At 44.8% G+C, this 24,477-nt stretch carries 18 protein-coding genes and 1 tRNA gene; 5 read left to right on the top strand and 14 right to left on the bottom strand.

The genetic code is table 11. The annotated features are described in order from the left end of the window. Positions 1 to 244: 244 nt before the first annotated feature. Positions 245 to 1,378, top strand: coding sequence for an aspartate-semialdehyde dehydrogenase (gene asd / locus W293_RS0100185; protein WP_025650519.1), 1,134 nt, complete (start codon positions 245 to 247; stop codon positions 1,376 to 1,378). Between the two features lie 79 nt (positions 1,379 to 1,457). Here asd and W293_RS0100190 read toward each other — a convergent pair whose 3' ends face one another. Continuing rightward, on the bottom strand, positions 1,458 to 2,051 hold the full coding sequence (locus tag W293_RS0100190) for an SOUL family heme-binding protein (protein ID WP_025650520.1): 594 nt from the start codon (positions 2,049 to 2,051) through the stop codon (positions 1,458 to 1,460). A 440-nt stretch (positions 2,052 to 2,491) separates the two neighbouring features. Here W293_RS0100190 and tgt point away from each other — a divergent pair, with 440 nt between their 5' ends. Beyond that, the gene (gene tgt / locus W293_RS0100200; RefSeq protein ID WP_025650521.1) at positions 2,492 to 3,643 is read left to right on the top strand and encodes a tRNA guanosine(34) transglycosylase Tgt; all 1,152 of its coding nucleotides are present in this window, start codon (positions 2,492 to 2,494) and stop codon (positions 3,641 to 3,643) included. 231 nt (positions 3,644 to 3,874) lie between these two features. Here tgt and W293_RS0100205 read toward each other — a convergent pair whose 3' ends face one another. From W293_RS0100205 to rimO, 12 genes are all read right to left on the bottom strand, one after another. Continuing rightward, positions 3,875 to 5,227, bottom strand: coding sequence for a sodium-dependent transporter (locus W293_RS0100205; RefSeq protein WP_025650522.1), 1,353 nt, complete (start codon positions 5,225 to 5,227; stop codon positions 3,875 to 3,877). A gap of 317 nt (positions 5,228 to 5,544) precedes the next feature. Then, complete coding sequence (lpxA, locus tag W293_RS0100210; protein WP_025650523.1) at positions 5,545 to 6,324, bottom strand: acyl-ACP--UDP-N-acetylglucosamine O-acyltransferase; 780 nt, start codon at positions 6,322 to 6,324, stop codon at positions 5,545 to 5,547. A 175-nt stretch (positions 6,325 to 6,499) separates the two neighbouring features. Continuing rightward, on the bottom strand, positions 6,500 to 7,009 hold the full coding sequence (gene fabZ / locus W293_RS0100215) for a 3-hydroxyacyl-ACP dehydratase FabZ (RefSeq protein WP_025650524.1): 510 nt from the start codon (positions 7,007 to 7,009) through the stop codon (positions 6,500 to 6,502). Positions 7,010 to 7,078: 69 nt separating this feature from the next. Beyond that, on the bottom strand, positions 7,079 to 8,095 hold the full coding sequence (gene lpxD / locus W293_RS0100220) for a UDP-3-O-(3-hydroxymyristoyl)glucosamine N-acyltransferase (protein WP_025650525.1): 1,017 nt from the start codon (positions 8,093 to 8,095) through the stop codon (positions 7,079 to 7,081). Positions 8,096 to 8,261: 166 nt separating this feature from the next. Continuing rightward, on the bottom strand, positions 8,262 to 10,685 hold the full coding sequence (bamA, locus tag W293_RS0100225; protein WP_025650527.1) for an outer membrane protein assembly factor BamA: 2,424 nt from the start codon (positions 10,683 to 10,685) through the stop codon (positions 8,262 to 8,264). Between the two features lie 263 nt (positions 10,686 to 10,948). Next, positions 10,949 to 12,325: an RIP metalloprotease RseP gene (rseP, locus tag W293_RS0100230; RefSeq protein ID WP_025650528.1), complete on the bottom strand. Its 1,377-nt coding sequence runs from the start codon at positions 12,323 to 12,325 to the stop codon at positions 10,949 to 10,951. 351 nt (positions 12,326 to 12,676) lie between these two features. Continuing rightward, entirely contained in the window at positions 12,677 to 13,885 is a 1,209-nt protein-coding gene (ispC, locus tag W293_RS0100235) for a 1-deoxy-D-xylulose-5-phosphate reductoisomerase (RefSeq protein WP_025650529.1), read from the bottom strand. A gap of 185 nt (positions 13,886 to 14,070) precedes the next feature. Beyond that, on the bottom strand, positions 14,071 to 14,880 hold the full coding sequence (locus tag W293_RS0100240) for a phosphatidate cytidylyltransferase (protein ID WP_025650530.1): 810 nt from the start codon (positions 14,878 to 14,880) through the stop codon (positions 14,071 to 14,073). Positions 14,881 to 15,147: 267 nt separating this feature from the next. After that, on the bottom strand, positions 15,148 to 15,900 hold the full coding sequence (gene uppS / locus W293_RS0100245) for a polyprenyl diphosphate synthase (RefSeq protein WP_025650531.1): 753 nt from the start codon (positions 15,898 to 15,900) through the stop codon (positions 15,148 to 15,150). 322 nt (positions 15,901 to 16,222) lie between these two features. Next, complete coding sequence (frr, locus tag W293_RS0100250) at positions 16,223 to 16,777, bottom strand: ribosome recycling factor (RefSeq protein WP_025650532.1); 555 nt, start codon at positions 16,775 to 16,777, stop codon at positions 16,223 to 16,225. Between the two features lie 138 nt (positions 16,778 to 16,915). Further along, complete coding sequence (gene pyrH, locus W293_RS0100255) at positions 16,916 to 17,641, bottom strand: UMP kinase (protein WP_010200240.1); 726 nt, start codon at positions 17,639 to 17,641, stop codon at positions 16,916 to 16,918. A gap of 257 nt (positions 17,642 to 17,898) precedes the next feature. Then, a complete protein-coding gene (rimO, locus tag W293_RS0100260; protein ID WP_025650533.1) occupies positions 17,899 to 19,509 on the bottom strand; it encodes a 30S ribosomal protein S12 methylthiotransferase RimO in 1,611 nt (536 codons plus the stop codon). Between the two features lie 134 nt (positions 19,510 to 19,643). On the opposite strand from rimO, the gene W293_RS0100265 reads away from it, so the two are divergent. From W293_RS0100265 to W293_RS0100275, 3 genes are all read left to right on the top strand, one after another. Then, the gene (locus W293_RS0100265; protein ID WP_025650534.1) at positions 19,644 to 21,065 is read left to right on the top strand and encodes a two-component system sensor histidine kinase NtrB; all 1,422 of its coding nucleotides are present in this window, start codon (positions 19,644 to 19,646) and stop codon (positions 21,063 to 21,065) included. Positions 21,066 to 21,122: 57 nt separating this feature from the next. Further along, entirely contained in the window at positions 21,123 to 23,030 is a 1,908-nt protein-coding gene (locus W293_RS0100270; RefSeq protein ID WP_025650535.1) for a sigma 54-interacting transcriptional regulator, read from the top strand. Between the two features lie 218 nt (positions 23,031 to 23,248). Then, a tRNA-Leu gene (locus tag W293_RS0100275) sits at positions 23,249 to 23,333 on the top strand. A gap of 82 nt (positions 23,334 to 23,415) precedes the next feature. Here the strand turns inward: W293_RS0100275 and W293_RS0100280 are convergent. After that, complete coding sequence (locus W293_RS0100280) at positions 23,416 to 24,426, bottom strand: serine/threonine protein kinase (protein WP_227502408.1); 1,011 nt, start codon at positions 24,424 to 24,426, stop codon at positions 23,416 to 23,418. Between the last annotated feature and the right edge of the window lie 51 nt (positions 24,427 to 24,477).

The raw sequence follows: 24,477 nt of genomic DNA on the forward strand, positions 1-24,477 counted from the left end.
TTTCAACTGATGCAAAACAGTGAGCTTGTTATATTTTCCATCATTCTTGCTTGCCCTGTATGCAACATGAGCACAACCGATATGATAGCGGCCTCATAATAATAACGTAAAGTTATAGTGGGCATAGTTATTAGTGTATGAAAAACAGTCAAAATCTGCGAAAACGCCTTGCTTTTTAGGGCTATTCACGGCATTGTTATCGGCTGGCGATGCAATAAATAATGGTAAAATAGGATTAGATTTCATGAGTGATTTAACAGTAGGTTTGGTAGGCTGGCGCGGTATGGTTGGCTCAGTGTTGATACAACGTATGCAGGAAGAAAAAGATTTTGACGGTATCACGCCGGTATTTTTTTCAACCAGTAACGCGGGTGGTGATGCGCCAAGTTTCGATGGTATTCAGACCAGCCAACTAAAAGACGCTCATGATATTGATGCACTCGCTGCTTGTGATGTGATTATCACCTGCCAAGGTGGCGACTACACTTCAAAAGTCCATCAACCATTGCGTGCCAGCAGTTGGAGCGGCTATTGGATTGATGCGGCAAGCACTCTGCGTATGGAAGATGACAGCATCATCGTTCTTGATCCGGTCAATCGCAGCGTTATTGATAGCGCCCTAGCCAACGGTCAAAAAGACTTTATCGGCGGCAACTGTACAGTATCACTTATGCTGATGGCCATCGGCGAGTTGTTTAATAGAGGCTGGGTAGAATGGGTCAGCGCGATGACTTATCAAGCAGCGAGTGGCTCTGGCGCCAACAACATGCGCGAGCTCATCAACGGCATGGGTGTACTACACGATGCGGTCAAAGATGAGTTGGCTGATCCTGCTAGCGCTATCCTTGAGATTGATAAAAAAATCGCCCAAACTCAACGCTCAGATGACTTTCCTAAGCAATACTTTGGTGTGCCATTGGCTGGTAGTCTAATCCCCTATATCGACGCACAGCTAGAAAACAAACAGTCAAAAGAAGAGTGGAAAGGCGGCGTCGAAACCAATAAAATCCTTGGTAACTCTGAAGCAGATAAAATTGCTATCGACGGTATGTGTGTCCGTGTGGGCGCCATGCGCTGTCATGCGCAAGGCTTAACCATTAAGCTTAAGAAAGATATCCCATTAGAGGAAATCGAGGCGACACTAAAAAACAGTGGCAATGAGTGGTTAGACTTGGTTGAAGACGATAAAGAAGCCGCTATGAACCGCTTAACGCCAGTGGCAGTGACAGGTACTTTGACAGTAGCTTTGGGTCGCTTGCGTAAGCTGAATATGGGGCCAGAATACCTAGGTGCGTTTACCGTCGGTGACCAACTGTTATGGGGTGCGGCCGAACCATTACGCCGTATGCTAAATATCATTCGTGAGCAAAAAAGCTAAAATTTATTTCCTGAAATTTAAGCTCAAAAAAAGACAGCGCTTGCTGTCTTTTTTTGGCGTCATTTTTGATGATAAAGGATCATTTTGGCTGATAAGCAATCATCACTTCATTGCGACGCATAAAAGGTAACGTCCATGGCGGATTATAGCGGGCAAGTTCCGGCACGCCAGTAACTTTTAAATTTTGGGATTGCATCCACGTCTGCAGCTCATCGGTTTTTTCTGCTACTTTTTTGCTGCCTGCCAATCCGGAGAATTTAATAACGCCATAAGTCTGTGCCGGTACTTTTTTAATCTCAATATTTGGATTATTGGGTTTGGGCAACGTTTGCAGCGTATATTGGCTTGGCATCGTAAATTGTACGCGCCATTTGCCATCGGCTTGTTGCATACTCACTGGTGCCGTCATAGCAATTTTCTGCGAATCACCATCACTCTTTTTGTTATTAGGCTGCATCGTAACAGGCGCTGTCATGCTAATCTTACGACTGCCACCAGTTGGGGCAGTATTATTGCCAAAAATATAATCTGCTAAAATCTTAAATCCTGCACGACTGGCAGCATCTTGATCACCCATTACCCAAGTCTGTGCCACCAACTGGGCATCATAATGACGCAATTCAAAACTCTTCGTTTTTGTCAAAACGGTATAGGTAGGCTCTTCGGTCGCCATAGCTGCTCCTGATATTAGTAATAGGCTACTGAACAATGAGCTACTAAATAGCGAGCGATTAGGTAAAAAATAAGTTGCTTCGATCATGTTCTTTATCCGCCATTCATCAGCAATGTTTAGTGGTTTTAATATTTATTCTTTACTTTAACAAGCACTGAACGACACTGTCTGTGTCTTTTGGTTGTTGTCGTAACACACGTACCAATGGATATAGAGTCAAAATATCCTAAAAAAATCTACGCTATTGCTGATATTAATTTTTTGTCGCCTCTGTCTGCGCAGGCACAGCAAGCAAAAAAAATAGATATCAGCAGTGCGTGATGTCTCGATATTACTTTTCACTGACTATATATTAATGACCCGCAAACATCGATGTCCAAAAAAATCGCTAACAATGCTATAATTAGCGCCATTTTCATAGTGTAAATAGCGGTTATCATATGCAATTTGTCTTACATAAAACAGCCAGCGGCACAACGCGTGCCCGCCGTGGTACGGTTCACCTCAATCATGGCGATGTGCAAACGCCAGCGTTTATGCCTGTCGGTACTTATGGTACGGTCAAAGGTATGCTACCACGTGATATCGAAGCCATTGGCGCTGATATCGTGCTAGGCAATACCTTCCACTTATGGTTACGCCCGGGCACTGAAGTCATCGATAAGTTCGGCGGCTTGCATAAATTTATGCATTGGGATAAGCCTATCTTGACCGATTCAGGCGGCTTCCAAGTATTTAGTTTGGGTGCGATGCGTAAAATCACCGAAGAAGGGGTCGACTTCAAATCCCCTATCGATGGCGCGAAAGTGTTTCTCTCGCCAGAAAAATCGATGCAGATTCAATATAGCTTGAACTCAGACATCGTCATGCAATTCGATGAATGCACGCCCTACCCAGCCACCCATGATGAAGCCAAAAAATCGTTAGAGCTCTCACTACGTTGGGGACAGCGCTGCGTTGATGAGCATAATAGGCTAGGCAGCACCAATGCCCTATTTGGCATCATCCAAGGCAGTATGTATGCCGATTTGCGTCAGCAATCACTCGAAGGCTTGCTCGATATCGGCTTTGATGGTTATGCCATCGGTGGTCTGTCTGTTGGTGAGCCAAAGGACGAGATGATGGATGTCTTAGATTATATCCCAGACGCCATGCCAGCAGACAAGCCGCGCTACCTAATGGGCGTGGGCAAGCCTGAAGATATCGTCGAAGCAGTCCGTCGCGGCGTAGATATGTTTGACTGCGTCATGCCGACTCGTAACGCGCGTAACGGTCATTACTTCGTGACAGGCGACTTAGACAATGCAGGTGTCGTCCGTATCCGTAACAGCCAATATCGCAATGATGAAGGCACATTAGACCCAGAGTGCGACTGCTATACTTGTCAAAACTTTAGCCGTGCTTATTTATACCATCTTAATAAATGTAAAGAGATGCTAGGTGCGCAGTTGGCGACTATTCATAACTTGCGTTATTACCAACGTCTGATGCAAGGTATTAGAGATGCTATCGAACAAGACGCCTTCGATGAGTTCGTCATCGGATTCTATAGCAAGCGTGGACAAACGGTTCCTGAGCTAAACTTACGCTAATCGTATTTTTGGAACAGTTATATAGTCAAAATATCCTAAAAACGCAATGGTATTGCTAGGGTCTGCATAAGCACAGCAAGCAAGAAAAACGGATATCAGCAATTCGTGATGGTTCGATACTACTTTTCACTGACTATACATACAGAAAGGGCTTAAGAATTATCTTAAGCCCTTTTTGTTGCTTATCATCTTTAAAGCTAGTGATTTAAATACTTTGAATTCGTATAAATCCTAGCCCATTAACGTAGTAATAAAGACCACGATAACGGCGATTGGCGCGACGAACTTAGCAACGATTTGCCAAAGCTGCCACATTCCATTAGATAGACCCAGCTCCTGTTGAATCGTACGCTGATCCATTTTCCAGCCAACGAAAATAATACCCGCAAGACCTGTCAGCGGTAATAGGAATTTACTGGTAAGCTTATCTAAAGCATCAAAGATACCATTACCCATAATGGTAAATTCAGACCATAGATTAAACGATAACAATGCCGCAACACCCAGTAGCCAAATCACCGTACTAGCAACGACTGTGGCCATCATACGATTCATCGATGTCCGCTCTTCCAAGAACTCAACCGTCGGTTCAAGTAAAGAGACAGATGAAGTAATAGCAGCGAAGGTAATCAATAAGAAGAATAAGGTTCCAAGAATTGTGCCTGCGCCCATACTACCAAAAGCAATCGGTAAACTGACAAAAATAAGGCCAGGACCTGAAGCCGGATCGAGACCATGACTAAAGATAATTGGGAAGATAGCCAGACCTGCAGCTAGTGCAATGACTGTATCCAAAATAACCACGGTTCGTGCTGTTTTGAGCAAGTTTACTTCGCGGCCCAAATAAGAGCCATAAGCCACCATAATACCCATACCAATGGACAGGGTGAAGAAAGCATGGCCCAAGGCTGCGAGCATAACGTCAGCGGTGAGCTTGCTAAGATCTGGTGTGAACAAGTAAGCCACTGCCTCACCAAAGCCACCATTGATCACGTTATAACCAACCATGATGAACAAAATCAAGCCCAACAATGGCATCAAAATCTTAGCAGTTCCTTCAATACCTTTGGTGACACCAATTCCAACGATTAAAGCAGTCAGCGCCATAAATACGGTATGCCAAACAGTCAGCGTACCAGCTGAGGCGAGCATCGCATCAAAGGTTGCAGCAACAGAATCGCTGTCTTGACCAGCGAAGCTACCGCTTGCGACTTTAGTAATATAATTCAGCGCCCAGCCACCAATCACACTATAAAAAGATAGAATCAAAAAGCCGCCTAAAATACCAGTGGCACCAACAATACCCCAACTGCGTGACTTGCCTTCGCTTGCGGCGACATCAGCGAAAGTATTAATAGGGTTTTTTTGCCCACGGCGACCGACCAACCATTCTGCGACTAATATTGGAAAACCAACCAGCGCGATACAGAATAAATACGCAATAACGAAAGCTGAACCACCGCTTTCACCAACCATATATGGGAACTTCCATATGTTTCCTAAACCAACTGCCGAGCCTACTGCCGCCAGTACGAAGCCAAAACTTGAGCTCCACTGCGCATGTTCTTGTTTATTGATAGCCATTTTGCCGTCCTCATGCTTCAATTAATGCTGCTTATAATCATCCGTGATTATTATAATTAGCTGCTGATATAACAGGCTACTTAATTAACGCCTCAATGTGACGCGCCTAGCAACATTATGAAAGAATTGTTTACAATATCGTAAACGCTCAGTTTCTGCTAAGCGACCAAAAAAGTCAAGTAGTCATAAACATAAAAAGCCATAACAATTGGTTATGGCTTTTTGACAGTTTGACGCTAATTAACAACAGTTTGGTATATCGACTATTCGAGATTAAAACACCACAAATTGCTATCTCTACAATAGCTCGCGTTTGGTTAGCGAACGACGCCGCGACGGCTTTTTTGTAGGGAATCAATGAGCAATTGAATCTTTGGCTCTTTTGGCAATAGCTCTTGCTTTAAGACTTCAAGCGCTTGAGCGGTCGTTAACCCGGATCTAAAAATCGTACGATACGCTTGGCGCAAGGTATCAATCGTGTGCTTAGACCAGTCTTTTCGGCGCATTCCTTCGACATTGAGACCATGTGCCTTTGCTGGATTGCCTGATACCATGGTAAAAGCGGCCACATCCTTCAAAATCAAACTGGCACCACCGACCAAGCTATAGTCATCAACGGTACAAAACTGATGAATACCTGAGTTACCACCAATTATCGTATGATCGCCAATGGTTACATGACCAGCTACGCCGACGTTATTGGCCAATACATTGTGATCGCCAATCACACAGTCGTGAGCCACATGCGTATTTACCATCAGCAAGTTGTGACTACCAATTTTGGTAAGCTCACCATCCTGCGCAGTACCACGATGCAAACTACAAGCCTCACGAATGGTATTATGATCGCCAATTTCAAGCCAAGTACGCTCACCAGCATACTTTAAATCCTGTGGATCCTCACCAATGCTAGCAAACTGATAAAATTGATTATGGCTGCCAATACGCGTCAGTTTTGCCACGACGACATGGCGATGCAGCGTGGTATGTGCACCAATCTTTACTTCGTCACCGACAATACAATAAGGACCAATGATAGCAGTCTCATCAATCTGAGCGGACGGTGAGATGAGTGCTGTTGGATGGATCTGACTCATAATTTGGACCTTTGTATCATCTGATGCAAGTAAATAGTAAAACAAATACCACTAATGTAGCGTTATAAATTAAGCCAATACCCGTTCAGATTATAAGTGAGTTTTGCTATTAACAACATGGGCGGCAATCTTTACGCAGTTTAGCCAGTGGTTATCTCGAAATAATAACGATAAGCTACTGCTCTTGACGGGCAATCATTACCTGAGCACTCGCTGCAAGCTCATTTTCGACATGAACCGTACAATCAAACTTATAGATACCACGCTTTTGCATAACTGTTTTGGCCCGGATAATAAGCTGATCGCCAGGAATGACGCGACGTTTAAAACGAACCTTATCCACCCCTGCAAACAGATATAAATAACCATCTTCGGCGGTCAATCCCGCGCTAATAAAGCCCAATACACCTGAAACTTGCGCCATACATTCTACCATCAATACCCCTGGCATAATCGGCTCATCCGGAAAATGACCATTAAAAAACTCTTCATTAATGGTCACGTTTTTGATACCGGTAATGCATTCGCCAGGCTGGCAGGCAATAATCTTATCTACCAACATAAAAGGATAACGATGCGGCAAATAATGCTTAAGCGTATGATAAGTTAACGGCAACGTGAGACCTTGCTCTGCCAAGCTTTTAATGTCTTCATCCGTTGGTATATCGATATGGGTGCTGCTCATAATGACGCTTCCTTGCTATATTTAAAAAGCCATATTTAAAAATTTATTACTGCTGAACTTGTATGAGCGCTAGTCATTACCAAGCTGACGAAAGCGCACAGCGGCACGGCGCCATTTAGCAGTCGGCATTGCCGCTGTTCCAGAAGAATATGACCCAGCGATCTTGATAGATTTGGTCACCATGGTCATTCCGGATAATGTCACATCATCGGTGATATTGATATGGCCAGTGATACCGACTGCGCCGCCGATGATACAGCGTTTACCAATACTTGTGCTACCTGCGATTGCTGTTTGGGCAGCGATTGCCGTGCCATCACCGATGTGCACGTTATGAGCGACTTGTACAAGATTATCAATAATAACATTATTGCCAATCACTGTGTCATCAATGGCGCCGCGATCGATACAGGTTTGGCTACCAATGCGTACATGATCACCAATGATGACGCGACCGAGTTGCGCAATGCGTTCCCAGCCTGTGATGCTAGGATTGCTGGTGGGAGCAAAACCAAAACCTTCCGCACCCACACTCACTCCTGCATGTAGTCTCACATGATTACCGATGACACAATCATGCCCGATGACCACTTGTGATTTGATAACACAATCACGCCCAATATTAGTATTTGCTTCGATTACTACATGAGCATCCAGACAACTGCGATCGCCAATACTTACATTATCACCGATAACACAAAATGGACCAATATTGACCTGTTCACCAATGAGCGCACTGTCAGCAATGACTGCACTAGGATGGATGCCACTACCTAGGATTTGACGAGCGAATACCTGACTGGCACTAGCATAAGCCAAATAAGGTGCTGCCACTACCAATGCTATAGAAGTGGCCGGTACTTGGTCACGATATTTAGCGGTGACCAACACAGCGGCTGCCTGACTGTTAGTCAGGCTAGAGAGGTAATGAGGATCTGCCAAAAAGCTTAATTGCGCATCGTTAGCAGTGGTTAAACTACCAATACTATTAAGTGTTAGCTTTAACTGTGTATCGCTCAGTTCTGCCTTATTAATAATAGGCTGACGCTGCTCAATCCGCGTGATAAGTTGCTCAATCGTTATCATAGTTGGCATTAACATTAGTATGAATAAAAGAGTCGTCAAGTTGAAATATCAACTCAACGACCTGTGAAGATCTGGCTTTTGATTGATGGTATTAATTTAATACAATCCATCCAAAAAGTGCTAGCAACTTAAGAGGCACTAACTAACTTAGAGCATACTAAGCTCTTTAGAACGTACTACCAATCTGGAACTGTACCTTCTCAGTCTGATCACCTTCTTTGTCACCAATCGGTACCGCATAACTCAGTGAAATTGGACCGATTGGTGTGTACCACGTTATACCTGCACCCGCACTAAAGCGTAAGCTATTATCTTGCGTCAATAATGGCACGCCGGTATCAGTCCCGTTATTAGGGTTGATAAAGGTACGATCTTCTTTATCCGTAGTGTCAAATACCTGACCACCTTCGGCGAACAGTACTGGACGTACTTGATCTGCCCAGTCACCCTTAAATGGTACTGGTAAAATCAATTCACTACCGAAGCTGACTAAAGCATTACCACCAATTTCTTCATCTCTAAAGCGTCTGTCATCATTGATCGCATCAAAATAGCCTTGCGACTTAGGACCCAATGTCGATGCCTCATAACCACGCACCGAACCATAACCACCAGCATAGAAGTTCTCGTAGAATGGCAAATCATTACCATAACCGAGTTTGGTATAACCGCGTGCTATTACATCTTTATAGATAGGATAATATATGTTGCCGCGATAGATAAGCTTCTGGTAGCTGGTATCACCTAGACCAATCGTTGCATCGACCGTATGACTCATCCCTTTAGTCGGGAATACGGGACGATCTAGCGTGCTGTAATCCCAGCCAAATAGCAAGTTATAGGTTTGATAGTCATTTTTGAAGCCAGTACGACCCGAGTCAGCCCCTTCGTTATTGACGAAGTTTTCATACGTGCCGCCATCGTCGATGATTTGCTGGACGTTTGACACGCCTAGGAAACGACCGCCACGTACTGAGGTATTATCAACGTTTAAGCCAGCACTGACACGCTTGGTTTCATCGACAGGATAGCTATAGTTAAGCGTGGCACCATAAGAATCGGTGACATACTTACTAACGTTTCTATCATCGAATTTGGTCTCACGATAATAACCACTTAGACCCTGCGAAACACCATTTTCCGTAAAGTACGGATCGGTATAACCTAAGCTATAAGAGTCGCGGGTTTCTGAACGCGATAGCGCTGCTTTAACACGGTTACCGGTACCCATGAAGTTATTTTGCGTCAAGTCTAACTGGAACGTGACACCGCCACTCTGTGAGTAACCGGCGGCAATCGTTGAGCTACCAGAAGGCTGCTCTTCAACCGTAAAATTCACATCCATTTGATCTGGCTGATTGGGTACTGGCTTGACATCGACATTGACTGCTTTAAAGAAGCCGGTACGCATCAGACGCGTACGTGACAACTGAATTTTTTCGCTAGAGGCAAGCGCGCCTTCTAACTGACGCATTTCACGACGCAGCACGACATCCTGAGTTTTGGTGTTACCCGTGAAGTTGATACGGCGTACGTAGATAGGGCGTGCTGGATCGATATAATAATCGACATCGACCATTCTCGTCTCGTCATTGATACGTGGTACCGGTCGAATTTGTGCTAAATAGTAACCTTCGTTACCATAACGGCTCTTTAAAGAGGCAGTCGTTGCATCAAGCTTGGCTTGTGAATATTTTTCATTGGGTGCAAAAGTAACCAGTTCTTTAAGCTCATTGGTCTCAAATGTCGGCTTGCCTAGGAAATTCACTTCCCCAAACTGATATTGCTCGCCTTCACTCAAGCTGACTTCGATAAAGACGCTGCGCTTGTCTTCACTGATATTAAGGACTGCATTGTCAACGTTAAAACGCACATAACCATCATTTTGATATAAGGCTTTTAAATTCTCTAAGCTGGCGGCCAGCTTTTCTTTAGCGTAGCGGTCAGACTTAGACAGCAAACGCGTCCATGACGATTCTTTGACAGCAAAAACGTCTTTAATCTCTTCATCACTAAAGTGCGTGTTACCAATGACATTGATATCGACAACTTTGGCCGGCTTACCTTCGATAAAGCGCACGTCAAGCTTGACGCGGTTGCCATCTAGCAGCGTCTGATCAACTTCGATATTACTGTTGTAATATCCTTGGCTAATATACTGCTGCTGCAGCTCGTTGGCGACGCCTTGCAATGTTGCTTGCTTAAGCACATCACCGACTGACAGACCAGCGTTGCCAAGCCCTTGCTCCAGACCTTCTTTTGGAATGAGCTTATTGCCTTCAAAATTGACCTCAGCAATAATTGGCCGCTCGACGACGTCAAATCGTAGCTGACCGCCTTCGACACGGCTTTGGATATCGGCAAAGTTATCAGTCGCATATAGCGCCTTAATACTGGCTGCCAGATTACTGTCACTTACCGTATCACCTACCGAAATAGGTAGAACCGGATAGAGACTATCAGGAGTTAGTCGTTGTAGACCATTGAAACCGATGTCAGTGACCACAAATTCTGCAGCCTGTACTGGCATACTCATCATCGCTACAACTAACGGCAACCCAGCCGCGCTCATAAATAAAGGCGTACGCATAAACACTATCCGTCAATAAAAAACTTGCTTAAGTTAAGTTAAAAAGCGCATGTTGTCTAGCCCAATTCGAGTAAAGTGATTCACTCACTCGCGGGAGACTCAGGACACTTTATATAAAACGCATCATAAAATAAACTAAAAATTACGATTAGTACAGAGACAGCGATACAAAAGAGCGCAGCACGCCTACCAAGAATCAGCGCACGATACGCGCAAAACCATTAGTGTATCGCGGCTTACCCTTTAGGTTGCCCTGCGATTCATCAAAACAGCCGACTGATATCATTACCAATTGCTAACACCATGAAACCTGCCAGCAAGAGTAAGCCGATATTTAGCCCTACCATTTGTACCCCTTCCGACAGAGGCTTACCGCGTATCAGCTCTATGAGATAATACACAATATGACCACCATCTAACACTGGAATCGGTAAAAGATTGAGTACGGCGAGGCTCAGGCTAATCAAAGCCGCGGTGGACAATACCATCTGCCAACTGATATCAAAGCTTTGTTTGGCGACTTTAGCAATCGTAATCGGCCCTGATAAATTGTCTAGACCAATCATACCTGAGAGCATCTTGCCCATTGAGCTAACCGTCATCACTGCCAATTGTTCCGTCTTTTCAAACGACTTAACCAATGACTCACCCGGGCCATATACGATGGTGGTTTTATAGGCATCGGGAATGACAATCTCAGACTGCGCCACCATAGCACCAATCTGTCCAAAGTCATTACCTAGATTGTCTTTTTTACCTTGCGGCATAATCTGAAGCTGTACGGGTTTACCCTCACGCAATACGGTGAAATTAAGCAAAGTCTCAGGATTGTCACGGATGATACGGGTGACACTGATCCAATCTTTGATTTCTGTATCATTGATAGCCGTAATGAGATCACCAACTTGCAGACCTTGACGACTGGCAGCACCATCAGCACTCAAATCGCTAACGATTGGTTCAATCTGCGGCTGCCATGGTAGCATGCCAAAGCTGGTTAGCGCGTCTTTACCTTGCGATGCGCCTTGCATAAATGCTTGGACAGGTGCTTGATAAGTTTTCGTTGTATTGGAAGCCTGTGACTCTGATTGCAAGGTAATGCTGACATTATCAGTCTCGCCCATTCGTCCAGCAAGGCGATAATTGATACCTTCCCACGTTTGTACCTCATGGCCGTCAATCGCGACGATTTTATCACCAACGGGTAACTGCGCCATAGCCGCTGGTGTATCGGGTAATACTTCACCAATCTTCGTCGCCAACTGCTCTGATGGCGTCATAAATAACACCCAAAACAACGCAATCGCGATAACAAAGTTCATGATAGGGCCAGCGGCAACGATGGCAATCTTTTTTAGTGGATGTTGACGATTAAAGGCCAAATGTAGCTCATCTTTGGCTACCGCGCCTTCACGCTCATCCAGCATCTTGACATAACCACCCAACGGCAGCGCTGAGATACGATAATCAATACCGCTCTTTTTGCTCGTCCAGCCAAAAAGCTTGGGGCCAAAGCCGATAGAGTATGTCAGCACCTTGACGCCGCAGAGCCTTGCGACAATATAATGACCCCATTCGTGTAAGGCAATAAGCGGACCTAAGACAAATATTGCCGCAAGCAGCGTTAATAAAAACGTCATGATCTTTTCTCAGTGTTTTCTCTTAGCATCTTCTATTAATATCGTTTTTAAACTAGGGTCTGTTGAACATTCAAATGTGGTACTGGCAGCGTCTATTTTTTAGACAATACGCAGTGAAATTTTTGACGCCTAGTCGTTCTAGGGTAGATAATTTCGCCATGTATTGGCAAAAAATAGTCCTGCCCTGAAAGGCTGATGCTAAAATCACCCCAAACGTTGTTGTAAACCTAGCTAAGGTCTCGACATTATCGTCGGTTTACGCCTGATTTGATAAAAGGTTTGGGACGATTTTAGCAATCAGCAGTCCTAATATTTGAATGTTCAACAGACCCTAAGAAACTCTTGCTACGATTATGCCAACTTTGCCACAAGTTTGTCAGTAAGATGGCGCGCTATCTTATCAATTGTTAATATATCTTCTATGTCAGCCGTGTCGCTTAATGGTGGTACCTGTATATCATCTAAGGCTTGCTCATTAATATCGGCAATATCCGTCAAACGAATCTGACCGTCCAAAAATGCAGCGACGGCAATCTCATTAGCAGCATTGAGTACAATCGTTGCCTGTGTGCCTGCTTGCATAGCTTGACGGGCAAGACGCAAGCACGCAAACTTCTGCAAATCAGGCTGAATAAACTCTAGAGCACTTAACGCAAACAAGTCTAAAGGCTGTGAGCCGCTCTCGATACGATCAGGGTAACTGAGCGCATGGGCAATCGGGGTTTTCATATCTGGGCTGCCGAGCTGCGCTAAAAAGCTGCCATCGCTATATTCTACCATTGAGTGGATGATACTTTGTGGATGAATGACGACATTTATCTTATTTTCTGGTAGATCAAATAAATGACAAGCCTCTATCAACTCAAGCCCCTTATTCATCATCGTTGCTGAGTCGACCGATATCTTTTGGCCCATCGACCAGTTGGGGTGTTTGACCGCTTCAGCGACGCTGGCTTGCTGCATCTGGGCAAATGACTGCTGCAAAAATGGCCCGCCTGATGCGGTTAACCATAGCTTACGAACACCATGGTTTGGCTGATGAATTTGAGTGTTGTCTTGTTGAATAGCGAGCGGCAAACACTGAAAAATCGCATTATGCTCAGAATCGAGCGGTAGCAAGGTAGCATTGTGCATTTTAACGGCATTAATCATTACCTGACCGGCCATTACCAGCGCTTCTTTATTTGCCAGTAAAATACGCTTACCTGCCCGTGCGGCGGCTAAGGTAGAAGGCAGACCAGCTGCGCCAACAATAGCAGCGACAACGGTATCGGTTTGCGTATCAGTAGCAATATCGACCAGTCCTGCTGCCCCGCCTACCACATCGATATCAAGACCTGCTGCGCTAAGACGCTCAGCAAAATCATCGACTGCAGCTGTCGGCACGCTGACACGCTTGGGCAAAAACTGCTGGCAAAGCGCAAACAATTTGTCTAAGCGGTGATAGCCTGATAGCGCATAGACTTGATAATTAAGCGGTTGCGCCGCCAAAATTGCTAGCGTGCTATCGCCAATCGAGCCTGTTGCGCCTAGTACGGCGATGCGTTGTGTCATAACCATCAGTGCCCACAATATTGTTACTGTTAAAATTTAAATAAAAAATCAGGAAAGTTAATAAGGTATGAATGATAGAAAAGCATCGATGCTAGATTATGTCGATGCTTTATTATAATAATAATTAATAAGACTGAGCTATTGGCAAAAACCAATTCATTCACGTGTACCAATTAGCCTGCATTAGTTTCTTAAACGACGATGAAGCCCAGCTGCTGTATCGCCCAAAAGCCAAGCGCAAATATTGGCGTCGCAGATAATAGCGAATCAATACGGTCAAGTATCCCGCCATGCCCCGGTAATATCGTTCCTGAGTCTTTTACATCAGCGCGGCGCTTGAGCATTGATTCAAACAAATCACCGAGTACAGAGGCGAGAATAGTGATGGCTGATAGCGACACAAATGCGATTAACGGTACACCAGTTAATTGTAGTTTGAAGACACTAATAACAACAACCACGAGCAGACCAGTCACAAGACCGCCAGCCAGCCCTTCCATACTCTTATTGGGAGAGACATTCGGTGCCATTTTGCGGCGACCGAGCTTACGTCCAACAAAATAAGCACCACTATCGGCACACCATACCAGCAAGAATACGTAGAGTAGCCACCATGCTGATAGCTGCCACAAATAAAACATAGCAGTGATCGATGCTGTCAGAATCACAGCGCCCATCAGTGCTAGCTTCCTACCATACCAATTGGTATGGGTTGGGAAAACGCGCACCCAAGATAGTGCCATCAGCCATATAGCCAGTGAAGCCACCCACCAAAACAGCCAAGTCACTTTAAACATTAGCGACACTAAAGTCAGTACCAATACCAATACCACAAACACCGCAGGCTGGCGCCACTTTGGCATCAGCTTGGTCCACTCATGCGCCGCGATAATCACACCAATGGCCAATAATGGAGCAAACAAAATAGGAGTTTGGCTCGCAAACATTGCAATACCAACGATAATAACGAGAACAATTGCCGTCTTAATTCGTTGCCACATACTTGTCGAACCTTATAATAATGAAAAATGTCTGGTCAAAGAGTGCATTATAGCAGCTAATCTACATTAGCCTACTAATCGCGATCGAGGCTAATTAAAGCGCTTTGTCATTTCACAAGCAAGTAATACTAATGGCTTGGTAGATTTTTGAGCATCTATTCTTTGAACACAGTAATTATCTGAATCAATAAATGCCAGCGAGTATTCTACTGATTTAATCATGAGCCACTTGACAGTGAGCAATGTAATACTGATAAATGAATAACGCTAGCGCTGCTCTGTCACTATCTGCTCGCTGGTTTTGCCAAAGCGCCGTTGGCGCTGAGCGAACTCTGCAACCATCGCTGCCAACTCATCGGCGGCAAAGTCTGGCCATAGGGTTTGAGTAAAGAACAGCTCAGCATAAGCTGATTGCCATAATAAAAAGTTAGAAATTCGATATTCACCGCCCGTCCGCACCAGCATATCGACTGCGGGTGCATCCGCTAATTGCACATATTCGCCAAGCATTTCTTTACTGATATTTTCAGCACGCAACTCCCCTGCTGCTACTTGCTGCGCCAGTTGTTTTGCCGCATTGGCAATGTCCCACTGACCACCATAACTGATGGCAATTACCAGTGTCATAGCATCAAAATGAGCCGTTTCGGCTTCTGCATCTGCCATCAATGTCTGTAAATCATGACTCAACTGGCTACGATCACCGATGAAACGTAAGCGAATGCGGTACTCGTTCATACGCGGCATTTGCTCATGAATGGTCGATGTTAATAGTTGCATCAATAGCGCCACCTCACTGGGTGGGCGTTGCCAGTTTTCGCTAGAAAAAGCAAATACCGTTAGCACCTCAATACCCGCATCGACACAATACTCCACGATAGGATCTAGCACATCTTTACCCGCCACATGTCCTTGACCTTTGCCGAGCGCATTGGCTTTACCATAGCGATTATTACCATCCATAATGATGGCGATATGGCGAGGAATGAGGGCAGGAGCCAAAACGGTGGGAGTAGACATGGGCGATACGACTTATTGTTGAGGTAGAATAATGTGCTGAAGTAAAACAATCATAACGCGCTCTATCGCATTAAAAAAGCATAATGCCAAATATTCATAAACTTATCATAAACCAGTCTAGCAATTGGGCTAATGACGATTGGCAAATAATTAAAACAACTCTGTAATGCTTAGTGTTTTTATCATCACAGTCTATATAGCAATAGACAGCCAATAGTGATTGACCATTAGCTGTCTATTATTATGATATTGTCTGCATTAAAAGACTTAATTTTTAAGCGCTTGGTTTATTTTTATAAAAAAAATAAACCAAAGACGGTACTTAAACGTCCATCAAATCGCTTTCTTTTTTGCTCAGGCGACCATCGATAGTTTCGATGTACTTGTCAGTGATTTTTTGAATATCATCACTGGCGCGGCGCTCGTCATCTTCCGAGATTTCTTTTTCTTTGGCCAGCTCTTTGATGTCATTCATCATATCGCGGCGGATATTACGGATAGAAACACGGCTGTTCTCAGCTTCTCCGCGCGCAAGCTTTTGCATATCGCGGCGCGTGTCTTCGGTCAATGCCGGCATCGGTACACGAATCACATCGGCCGTCATTGGGTTCAGACCCAAATCAGCTTCACGAATGGCTTTATCAATCGCTTGTACCATGGTACGGTCGAACGGCTGTACCAATAACGTGCGCGAGTCTTCAACGTTGACACTAGCAACTTGGTTAAGCGGTGTAGGAGCACCATAGTAGCTGACCATCACCCCTGACAACATGCCTGGATGCGCGCGACCAGTACGAACTTTACTAAAGGTACTCTCAAGCGCTTCCAAGGTCTTTTGCATACGCGCTTCGCCGTCTTGCTTAATCTCTTTGATCATCATGTATCCTTATTTATCGCTATCGACAAATCATTCATTATTGTTAGTTATAAAAATTTATTAAGGTAAAAATTATTAAGGTGTTTGCTGTTATATGAATTATCACTTCATATAGCAGTCATGCCAACGCTTGCTATATTAATGAAAAACGCGTGTGCCTTCGTTTTCGCCCATAATGACATTTAATAACGCATTAGGCTTGGTCATATCGAACACTTGTAGCGGCACGTTGTGCTCACGGCATAAGGCAATGGCAGTTAAATCCATAACGCCAAGCTTTTGTTCTAACACTTCATCAAAGGTCAGGCCATCATACTTAACCGCGTCGTCATGTAAGCTTGGGTCTTTATCATAAACCCCATCTACTTTGGTGGCTTTTAAAATCAAACCTGCTTCGATTTCAATACCGCGCAGGCAAGCAGCCGTATCAGTGGTAAAGAAGGGATTGCCCGTACCTGCGACAAAGATACACACTTCGCCATTTTTTAGGTAGCGAATCGCATTACGGCTGCTATAGCTTTCAGTAACTTCACCAATAGGTAAGGCTGACATCAAGCGTGTTTTAATATTGCGACGCTCAAGCGCATCACGCATTGCTAGACCGTTCATAACCGTCGCTAGCATACCCATTTGATCGCCAGTGACGCGGCCAACCAAGCCTTCTTTTTGCAGCTGGGCACCGCGATATAAGTTACCACCACCGACCACGATACCGACTTGCACCCCAAGCCCTCGCAAATGCGCGATAGACAAGCTCATCTTATCGAGCACTTCGGTATCAATACCCATGTCTTTGCTACCGGCTAAGGCTTCACCAGAGAGTTTCAGCAAGATACGAGAGTAACGCGGGTTTTTGTCAGACATGAGGTCACCTTATTTCGTTAAATTATAATTAAAATTATCGGTAAAACACAAATACAGTTAGCCTTGCAATTTACCTACCGCCCCATACTGGGTGATCAGTGTGTAAAAAGGCTAAATTGCGCTAATTGTAGCAAAAACTGCCTATCATTGGGCAATTTTCACTCACCTATTATCGTAGTCATTTAACCTTTATAGCGGTTGTCTAACTTTTATATTAGTCACCTAATCTTTTTAGCGGTCAGTTAAATAACAGTCATCTAACCTTTATAACTGGCAAATAAATCGTATTCGCTCGCATCATCAATCGTGACGGTTAGGAATTGGCCGACTTTAACTTGCGCATTGATATCGTCAACATAGACATGACCATCAATCTCAGGAGCGTCAGCGTAGCTGCGGCAAATCGCAATGCCTTCCTCGCTATCAATCTCATCGACCAATACCGTCAAGGTTTTACCAATTTTTTCTTGTAGCTTCTGTGCTGAGATGTCTTGCTGTAGCGCCATGAAACGCTCATAGCGTTCTTGCTTGACGGCTTCAGGGACGTGGTCTGGCAAATCATTGGCGACTGCGCCTTCGACTTCTGAATAGGTAAAGGCACCCACGCGATCAAGGCGAGCCTCGACCAACCAATCAAGCAGGCACTGGAAATCTTCTTCCGTCTCACCAGGGAAGCCAACGACAAAGGTCGAACGAATGACGATATCTGGACAAATCTCACGCCACGCTTTGATACGCGCCAAGGTGTTTTCGCTGTGCGCCGGACGCTTCATTGCCTTTAGGATGCGATGGCTGGCATGTTGAAAAGGAATATCCAAATAAGGCAGCAGCTTCTTCTCGCCCATGAGTTCAACGACTTTATCGACGTGCGGATACGGATAGACATAATGCAGACGTACCCAAATACCCAAATCGTTCAATGCTTGGCATAAGTCATAAAACTTCGACTTAAGCGGCATACCGTTCCAAAAGCTAGTCTTATACTTCAAATCCAGCCCATAAGCAGAGGTATCTTGCGAGATAATCAGCAACTCTTTCACGCCAGCATTTTTCAGTGCCATGGCTTCATTCATGACATTATCAATCGGACGCGAGACCAAATCTCCGCGCAAGCTTGGAATGATGCAGAAGGTACAACGATGGTTACAACCTTCCGATATTTTTAGATAAGCATAATGACTTGGGGTTAATTTGATACCCGCTTCATTGATTAAATTTATCTTTGGATCATAGTTTGCGTCCAAACTGCGGTTCGGCTTGGGTACATGCTGCGCCACTGCCGTAATCACTTCATCATACGCATGCGCACCGGTCACGGCTAGCACGGCTGGGTGCATGGCGCGGATTTTGTCCGCCTCTTTACCCAAGCAACCAGTAACGATCACCTTGCCGTTTTTGCTAATCGCTTCACCGATGGCGTCCAGTGACTCTTGCACTGCAGATTCAATAAAGCCGCAAGTATTGACCACGACCAAGTCTGCGCCTTCATAATCACTGGCAACCTGATAACCATCACGGCTAAGTTCTGTGATGATGCGCTCACTATCCACCAAGGCTTTTGGACAACCCAGTGACACAAAGCCAATCTTTGGTGCTGTGCTAACGGGTGCATTAGCAGTCGCTGCTGTTGTTTTATTTGATGTCGATGAAACCACATTGCTGCTTTGTTCAATGCTACGGTTTTGATTGTGATTGGCTTTATGGTGGTAAGGTTCACTACTATCCGTTGAGCTTTGCGCAGGCGTTGCTGGCGGCTTGGCAGGATTAAAAATAGTGGCAGTGTCTTTGGACATAGAAGCTGTTGGCGTGGAAGCTGGCTGTGGGGTGGTAATAGTCGTATTAAGCGACTCGGTAGAAGTTTTAGGCATGGCTGACCTTGCTAGAGAAAAATGGCTGTGCGCATTGTACGTTTTTTTTGCAAAAACCGCCAGTTTTGCCGCTCTAGTGTGTTGATTTATGGTTAAATATTAAATCTAGCACCTCTTTATTCTAGGCTTTAGTCATGACAGCTGATTTAACCACCAAAAAACCAACCCCGAACTTAGCATTTATATCTCAGCATTTATTCACCGCTATCTTGTGGGTCAGTGATGAGCTGGTCATTACGTGGCTAAATGCCCAAGCTGAGCAACTACTGGCTATTAGTAGTGGACGCTTGCTCAATCAATCTATATTGACTCTGCTTGCGTCCGAAAAATTAAAGAGGGATGAGCGCACGGCTCTGACTCTGGATAACGACAATAATAACACCGACCGTGACAAGCCAGACAATCACTGCGCCTTGACCGAGCGATTTCATCAGGCAAAGCAATATCAACAGCCCTTTATCGACCACGATCACATCATCAATACCCCACTCAATGGCAATTTACCACTCTCAATCGATTATAGCGTGACGCCTGTCATCTATGAGCAGCAACCTTATTTTATTATCGAGATGTGGGGTAAAGACCGCCAGAGTCGCATCTCAGAAGAGCAACGTCAGCAGCAACAATACAACGTTGCCCGTCATATGCTGCGTTCGGTTGCCCATGAAATCAAAAATCCATTGGCAGGTATTCGCGGCGCGGCGCAGTTATTACAGCGACAATTTATCAAGTTCAGCGAAGCGACTACTTTACATCATCCTCTGTCTGCTGTTATTAGCGACATAAGCTCTGGCACAAACTCAGCTTCGAATAGCGATAAGCAGTTGCAAAAGACAGCGCAGAAGCTCCGCAGCTATACCGACATTATCATCTCAGAGACCGATCGATTGACCCATCTTATCGGTCAATTTCTTGGCTCTAATCAGCTGCCAAATTGGCAAATGCTGAATATTCATGAGCCGTTAGAGCATGTCTTGTCTTTGGTCGTTAATCAATATCCGCAAGTGCTGCTACAGCGCGACTATGATTTGTCGTTGCCCGAGCTATGCGCTGATAGAGATCAATTGATTCAAGTGTTTTTAAACCTCATTAATAATGCCTGTGAATCGATGACTGAGCTTGAGCAAGCTCTGCAACAAAGCGCGCCAGCCGCCGCTCATCAATTGCCCTTAGATACTTTGCATAGTCATCTTGATATTGAGGCCAAGTATCAACCAAAACTGCATATTCAAACGCGCATTGCTTTTCAGCATACGATTGGCAGCCAACAGCACAAACAAGCGTTGCAAGTCAGCATTACCGATAATGGCTCAGGGATAGATCCTGCGCTGATTGGACAGATATTTTTCCCGATGGTGACCAGCCGTGCCGCCGGTACTGGTCTTGGCCTATCGATTGTGCAAGATATCATCAGCTGTCATCATGGTATGATTGACGTCAGCTCGAATCAAACACAAGGCGCCAATGCAAACTATAATCCCAGTTATAATGACAATAACAGTCAGACACGCTTTACGCTGTACTTGCCTTTTAATCAGCCCGCAACCGATGCGTAAATACGACTGAATCTATCAAACAACAACCCTGAATCACTTGCTCATTAGGCCTGATACATGACTGCATATAACGACAACTTCAAAGCTAACAGTGACAATCAAGGCTCGAATGATAAAATCTCTGACAACCAAATATCTGATAGCCAAGCACTTAACAGTCAGACCATAAAAGTAACGGTCAATAACGCGCCTGCTGAAAACCCTGCGACCTTATGGCTCATCGATGATGATTCAGCGCTGCGCTTGGTGTTGGCAGATACTTTTGAAGACGCTGGATTGACGGTTGTCAGCTTTACCCAAGCACAAGCAGCATGGACACGCCTCAATGATATCTTGCAACAGCGCGAGTCAGCCACTCAGCTACCGGATGTGATATTGACCGATATCCGAATGCCAATGATGGACGGCTTGTCTTTTAGCGATTGGGTGCACGACCACTTTCCTACGCTACCAATTGTCATCATGACCGCGCATTCAGACCTGAGCTCTGCCATCAATAGCTACCAGACAGGGGCATTTGAATATCTGCCTAAGCCCTTTGACTTAGATGATGCCGTCGCTACGATTTATAAAGCGATTAATTTTCAACCGAATATGCCGATAGCCACTCACGCAACCGCGTCTGTGACTAACAGAGCCACTGAGACAGCCGATGCTACTCAAGCAAAGTCTGATATTCATTTCAAGCCCAATACTGACGCAAAGCCGCAAACCAAATCTGCACGCAAAGTTAACACGACAGACAAAACCAATAAGACCGCTAAAAATAAGGCTGAGATTAAAGCTGAGACACCAGCCAATGACAACCCCAGCGGTATCATCGGTCAATCACAAGCGATGCAAACAGTGTTTCGTGCCATTGGCAGATTGGCGCACTCACCTATTACCGTTTTGATTACTGGTGAATCAGGCACAGGGAAAGAGCTGGTCGCTAGTGCTTTACATCAGCATTCACCGCGTAGCCAGCAGCCTTTTATCGCCCTAAATATGGCGGCTATTCCACACGATTTGATTGAGTCGGAATTATTCGGTCACGAAAAAGGCGCGTTCACTGGGGCCACGACGACGCGGCAAGGTCGTTTTGAGCAAGCGGATGGCGGTACATTATTTTTGGATGAAATCGGCGACATGCCGTTTAGCACCCAAACGCGGCTGCTACGGGTATTGGCCAACGGAGAGTTTTTCCGTGTGGGCGGACAGCAGCCAGTCAAAGTGAACGTGCGCATCATTGCCGCCACCCATCAAAACTTGGAAGAGCTGGTCAAACAAGGCCGATTCCGTGAAGATTTGTTTTATCGCCTCAACGTCATTCGCCTACCGCTGCCACCGCTACGGACGCGCCGCGAAGACATTCCTGCCTTAACCCGTTATTTTATGCAACGCGCGGCTGAGCAAATGAATACCGCATCCAAGCAGCTACAACCTGCCGCGCTACAGATTATGCAAGCCTTCGACTGGCGCGGCAATGTCCGCCAACTTGAAAACGTCTGCTTATGGCTGACGGTCATGGCGACTGGTGATACGGTCATGATTGATGACTTACCGCCAGAGCTGCTTGAAGGGATGCCAGCGAACACAGAGCTGCAGACACAACAAACGTTGTCCTCGTCTGAATTTGCTCAAAACAATCATCAGCAACACAGTGCTAGCCTGCATAGCCGTCATCAAAATAACTTTATTCAAGACAACTCTATTCAGAGCAATCAAACTCAGAATGGTGCTAAAAACCCAAGCTGGCAGCAAGCACTAGCAGAGTGGGCTCAGCACGCACTGCAAACAGGCGAAACTGACATCTTGCAAACGGCAACGCCTGAATTTGAACGAGTGTTGCTCACAGCGGCACTCAATCACAGCGGTGGTAAAAAGATAGCGGCTGCCAACTTACTCGGCTGGGGACGTAATACGCTGACTCGCAAATTACAGCAACTTGATATGTCAGCAGCAGACACACAGACCAAAGAGTAATAAAAATGCAAAATCATTAAATTAAAAATTTAGTAAAATCAGTTATTTATCATAGCAAGCAAAAATAATCGTTAAATAATTAAAAATAATTGCGAAAAGGGCTTGTCAAACCATTCAAACTCTATATAATAGCCAACCACTGAGACGCACTACCGAATCAGTTAACTATCTATGTTGTGTTTGAATTTAAACGCCAATAATGATAGAGTAACGAAAATGGGGCTGTGGCGGAATTGGTAGACGCACCAGATTTAGGTTCTGGCGCCGCAAGGTGTGAGAGTTCGAGTCTCTCCAGCCCCACCATTTTCGGATAGTACATCTTAGACCAAATATCAAAACCTGCTTTTTAGCAGGTTTTTTTGTGTCTGAAATATGGCATTTATTATCACAAACGCTCTAAACCCTCCAACATCTCATCCATAATCTGATACCTTTTCTCCACCCGCTTCGCCAATGCTCTATCAACAATACATTGATAATAACTATACTCTAGTGGCAGTCTTGGAATCGGTTGTTGACAATGTTGTGTCGCCCACTCGTTTAATACATCGCTACTTTGAGTATTTATCTTAAACGGTCGCTCGCCCATTAATATCTCATACAGCATTATGCCAAACGCATAAATATCGCTTTGCACCGTTGCGCCCTGCCCCTGCCAACGCTCAGGTGCGAGATACGCTGATGTGCCTGCAAGATGATGTAACTTTTTGGCGGCATGAAAACGCTGCGCTAAGGCAAAATCTGTCAATAACAAATCAGGCATTACCCTGCTATTATCCGCACTATTTGGCAACAGACCATCTAGCAGAATATTACTGGGTTTAATATCATTATGTAGCCAGCCAACGTTATGTAAATTAGTGATGAGATGAGCAGACTGCACGATAAAATGATGCTTTTGTTGAACGGTCAATAACGAATGATTATTAGCATTGATCCGCATTGCTAAGCTAGCATTGAGATAATAAGGCATGACAATTATCGTTAGCTGCTGAGAGTGGTTTAATGCGGGAATGGTTGAGTTGTCATAGGCTAGGATGGGCGGAGCAATAGCGGTCAGATTATTTTTTGTTAAAGAAGCTAAAGATGTCAAAACCTTAGCTTCATGATTTAAATCAGCGAAATTTTGATCAGAACCCTCATTTAACTGCCATTTAATCATCACCCTACCAAACTCTGAATGCTGAGCGCGCGTTAAGCCTTGATAGTCCGTCTCGCTACCCTTACTTTGCTGGCTACTAATACGCTGATGCACTATTTCACGATAATGCTTTGCTGACAACGCTTGAGTAATTAGTGGCAATACTTGCTGAGCGTGCGCTTGCAACGCTTGTATATTCGACAGATTACTGGCACTATTTTCCATAGTATTTTTTTCATCTGACCAGTTTCTCATGATATGGTGATACCTTTATCAAACCGCTATTCCTAATGTAAACGCACCTTT

Origin of the sequence: Psychrobacter sp. TB67 (assembly GCF_000511065.1) — a bacterium.
GTDB classification, from domain to species: Bacteria; Pseudomonadota; Gammaproteobacteria; order Pseudomonadales; family Moraxellaceae; genus Psychrobacter; species Psychrobacter okhotskensis.

Excerpts from the sequence above, each read along its gene's own strand:
- W293_RS0100280 (WP_227502408.1), bottom strand. The coding sequence starts at position 24,426 with ATGAGAAACTGGTCAGATGAAAAAAATACTATGGAAAATAGTGCCAGT.
- rimO (WP_025650533.1), bottom strand. The coding sequence starts at position 19,509 with ATGCCTAAAACTTCTACCGAGTCGCTTAATACGACTATTACCACCCCA.
- W293_RS0100240 (WP_025650530.1), bottom strand. The coding sequence starts at position 14,880 with ATGTGGCAACGAATTAAGACGGCAATTGTTCTCGTTATTATCGTTGGT.
- uppS (WP_025650531.1), bottom strand. The coding sequence starts at position 15,900 with ATGTCTACTCCCACCGTTTTGGCTCCTGCCCTCATTCCTCGCCATATC.
- W293_RS0100265 (WP_025650534.1), top strand. The coding sequence starts at position 19,644 with ATGACAGCTGATTTAACCACCAAAAAACCAACCCCGAACTTAGCATTT.
- W293_RS0100205 (WP_025650522.1), bottom strand. The coding sequence starts at position 5,227 with ATGGCTATCAATAAACAAGAACATGCGCAGTGGAGCTCAAGTTTTGGC.
- asd (WP_025650519.1), top strand. The coding sequence starts at position 245 with ATGAGTGATTTAACAGTAGGTTTGGTAGGCTGGCGCGGTATGGTTGGC.
- pyrH (WP_010200240.1), bottom strand. The coding sequence starts at position 17,641 with ATGTCTGACAAAAACCCGCGTTACTCTCGTATCTTGCTGAAACTCTCT.
- tgt (WP_025650521.1), top strand. The coding sequence starts at position 2,492 with ATGCAATTTGTCTTACATAAAACAGCCAGCGGCACAACGCGTGCCCGC.
- ispC (WP_025650529.1), bottom strand. The coding sequence starts at position 13,885 with ATGGTTATGACACAACGCATCGCCGTACTAGGCGCAACAGGCTCGATT.
- rseP (WP_025650528.1), bottom strand. The coding sequence starts at position 12,325 with ATGACGTTTTTATTAACGCTGCTTGCGGCAATATTTGTCTTAGGTCCG.
- fabZ (WP_025650524.1), bottom strand. The coding sequence starts at position 7,009 with ATGAGCAGCACCCATATCGATATACCAACGGATGAAGACATTAAAAGC.
- W293_RS0100190 (WP_025650520.1), bottom strand. The coding sequence starts at position 2,051 with ATGGCGACCGAAGAGCCTACCTATACCGTTTTGACAAAAACGAAGAGT.
- bamA (WP_025650527.1), bottom strand. The coding sequence starts at position 10,685 with ATGCGTACGCCTTTATTTATGAGCGCGGCTGGGTTGCCGTTAGTTGTA.
- W293_RS0100270 (WP_025650535.1), top strand. The coding sequence starts at position 21,123 with ATGACTGCATATAACGACAACTTCAAAGCTAACAGTGACAATCAAGGC.
- lpxD (WP_025650525.1), bottom strand. The coding sequence starts at position 8,095 with ATGATAACGATTGAGCAACTTATCACGCGGATTGAGCAGCGTCAGCCT.
- lpxA (WP_025650523.1), bottom strand. The coding sequence starts at position 6,324 with ATGAGTCAGATCCATCCAACAGCACTCATCTCACCGTCCGCTCAGATT.
- frr (WP_025650532.1), bottom strand. The coding sequence starts at position 16,777 with ATGATCAAAGAGATTAAGCAAGACGGCGAAGCGCGTATGCAAAAGACC.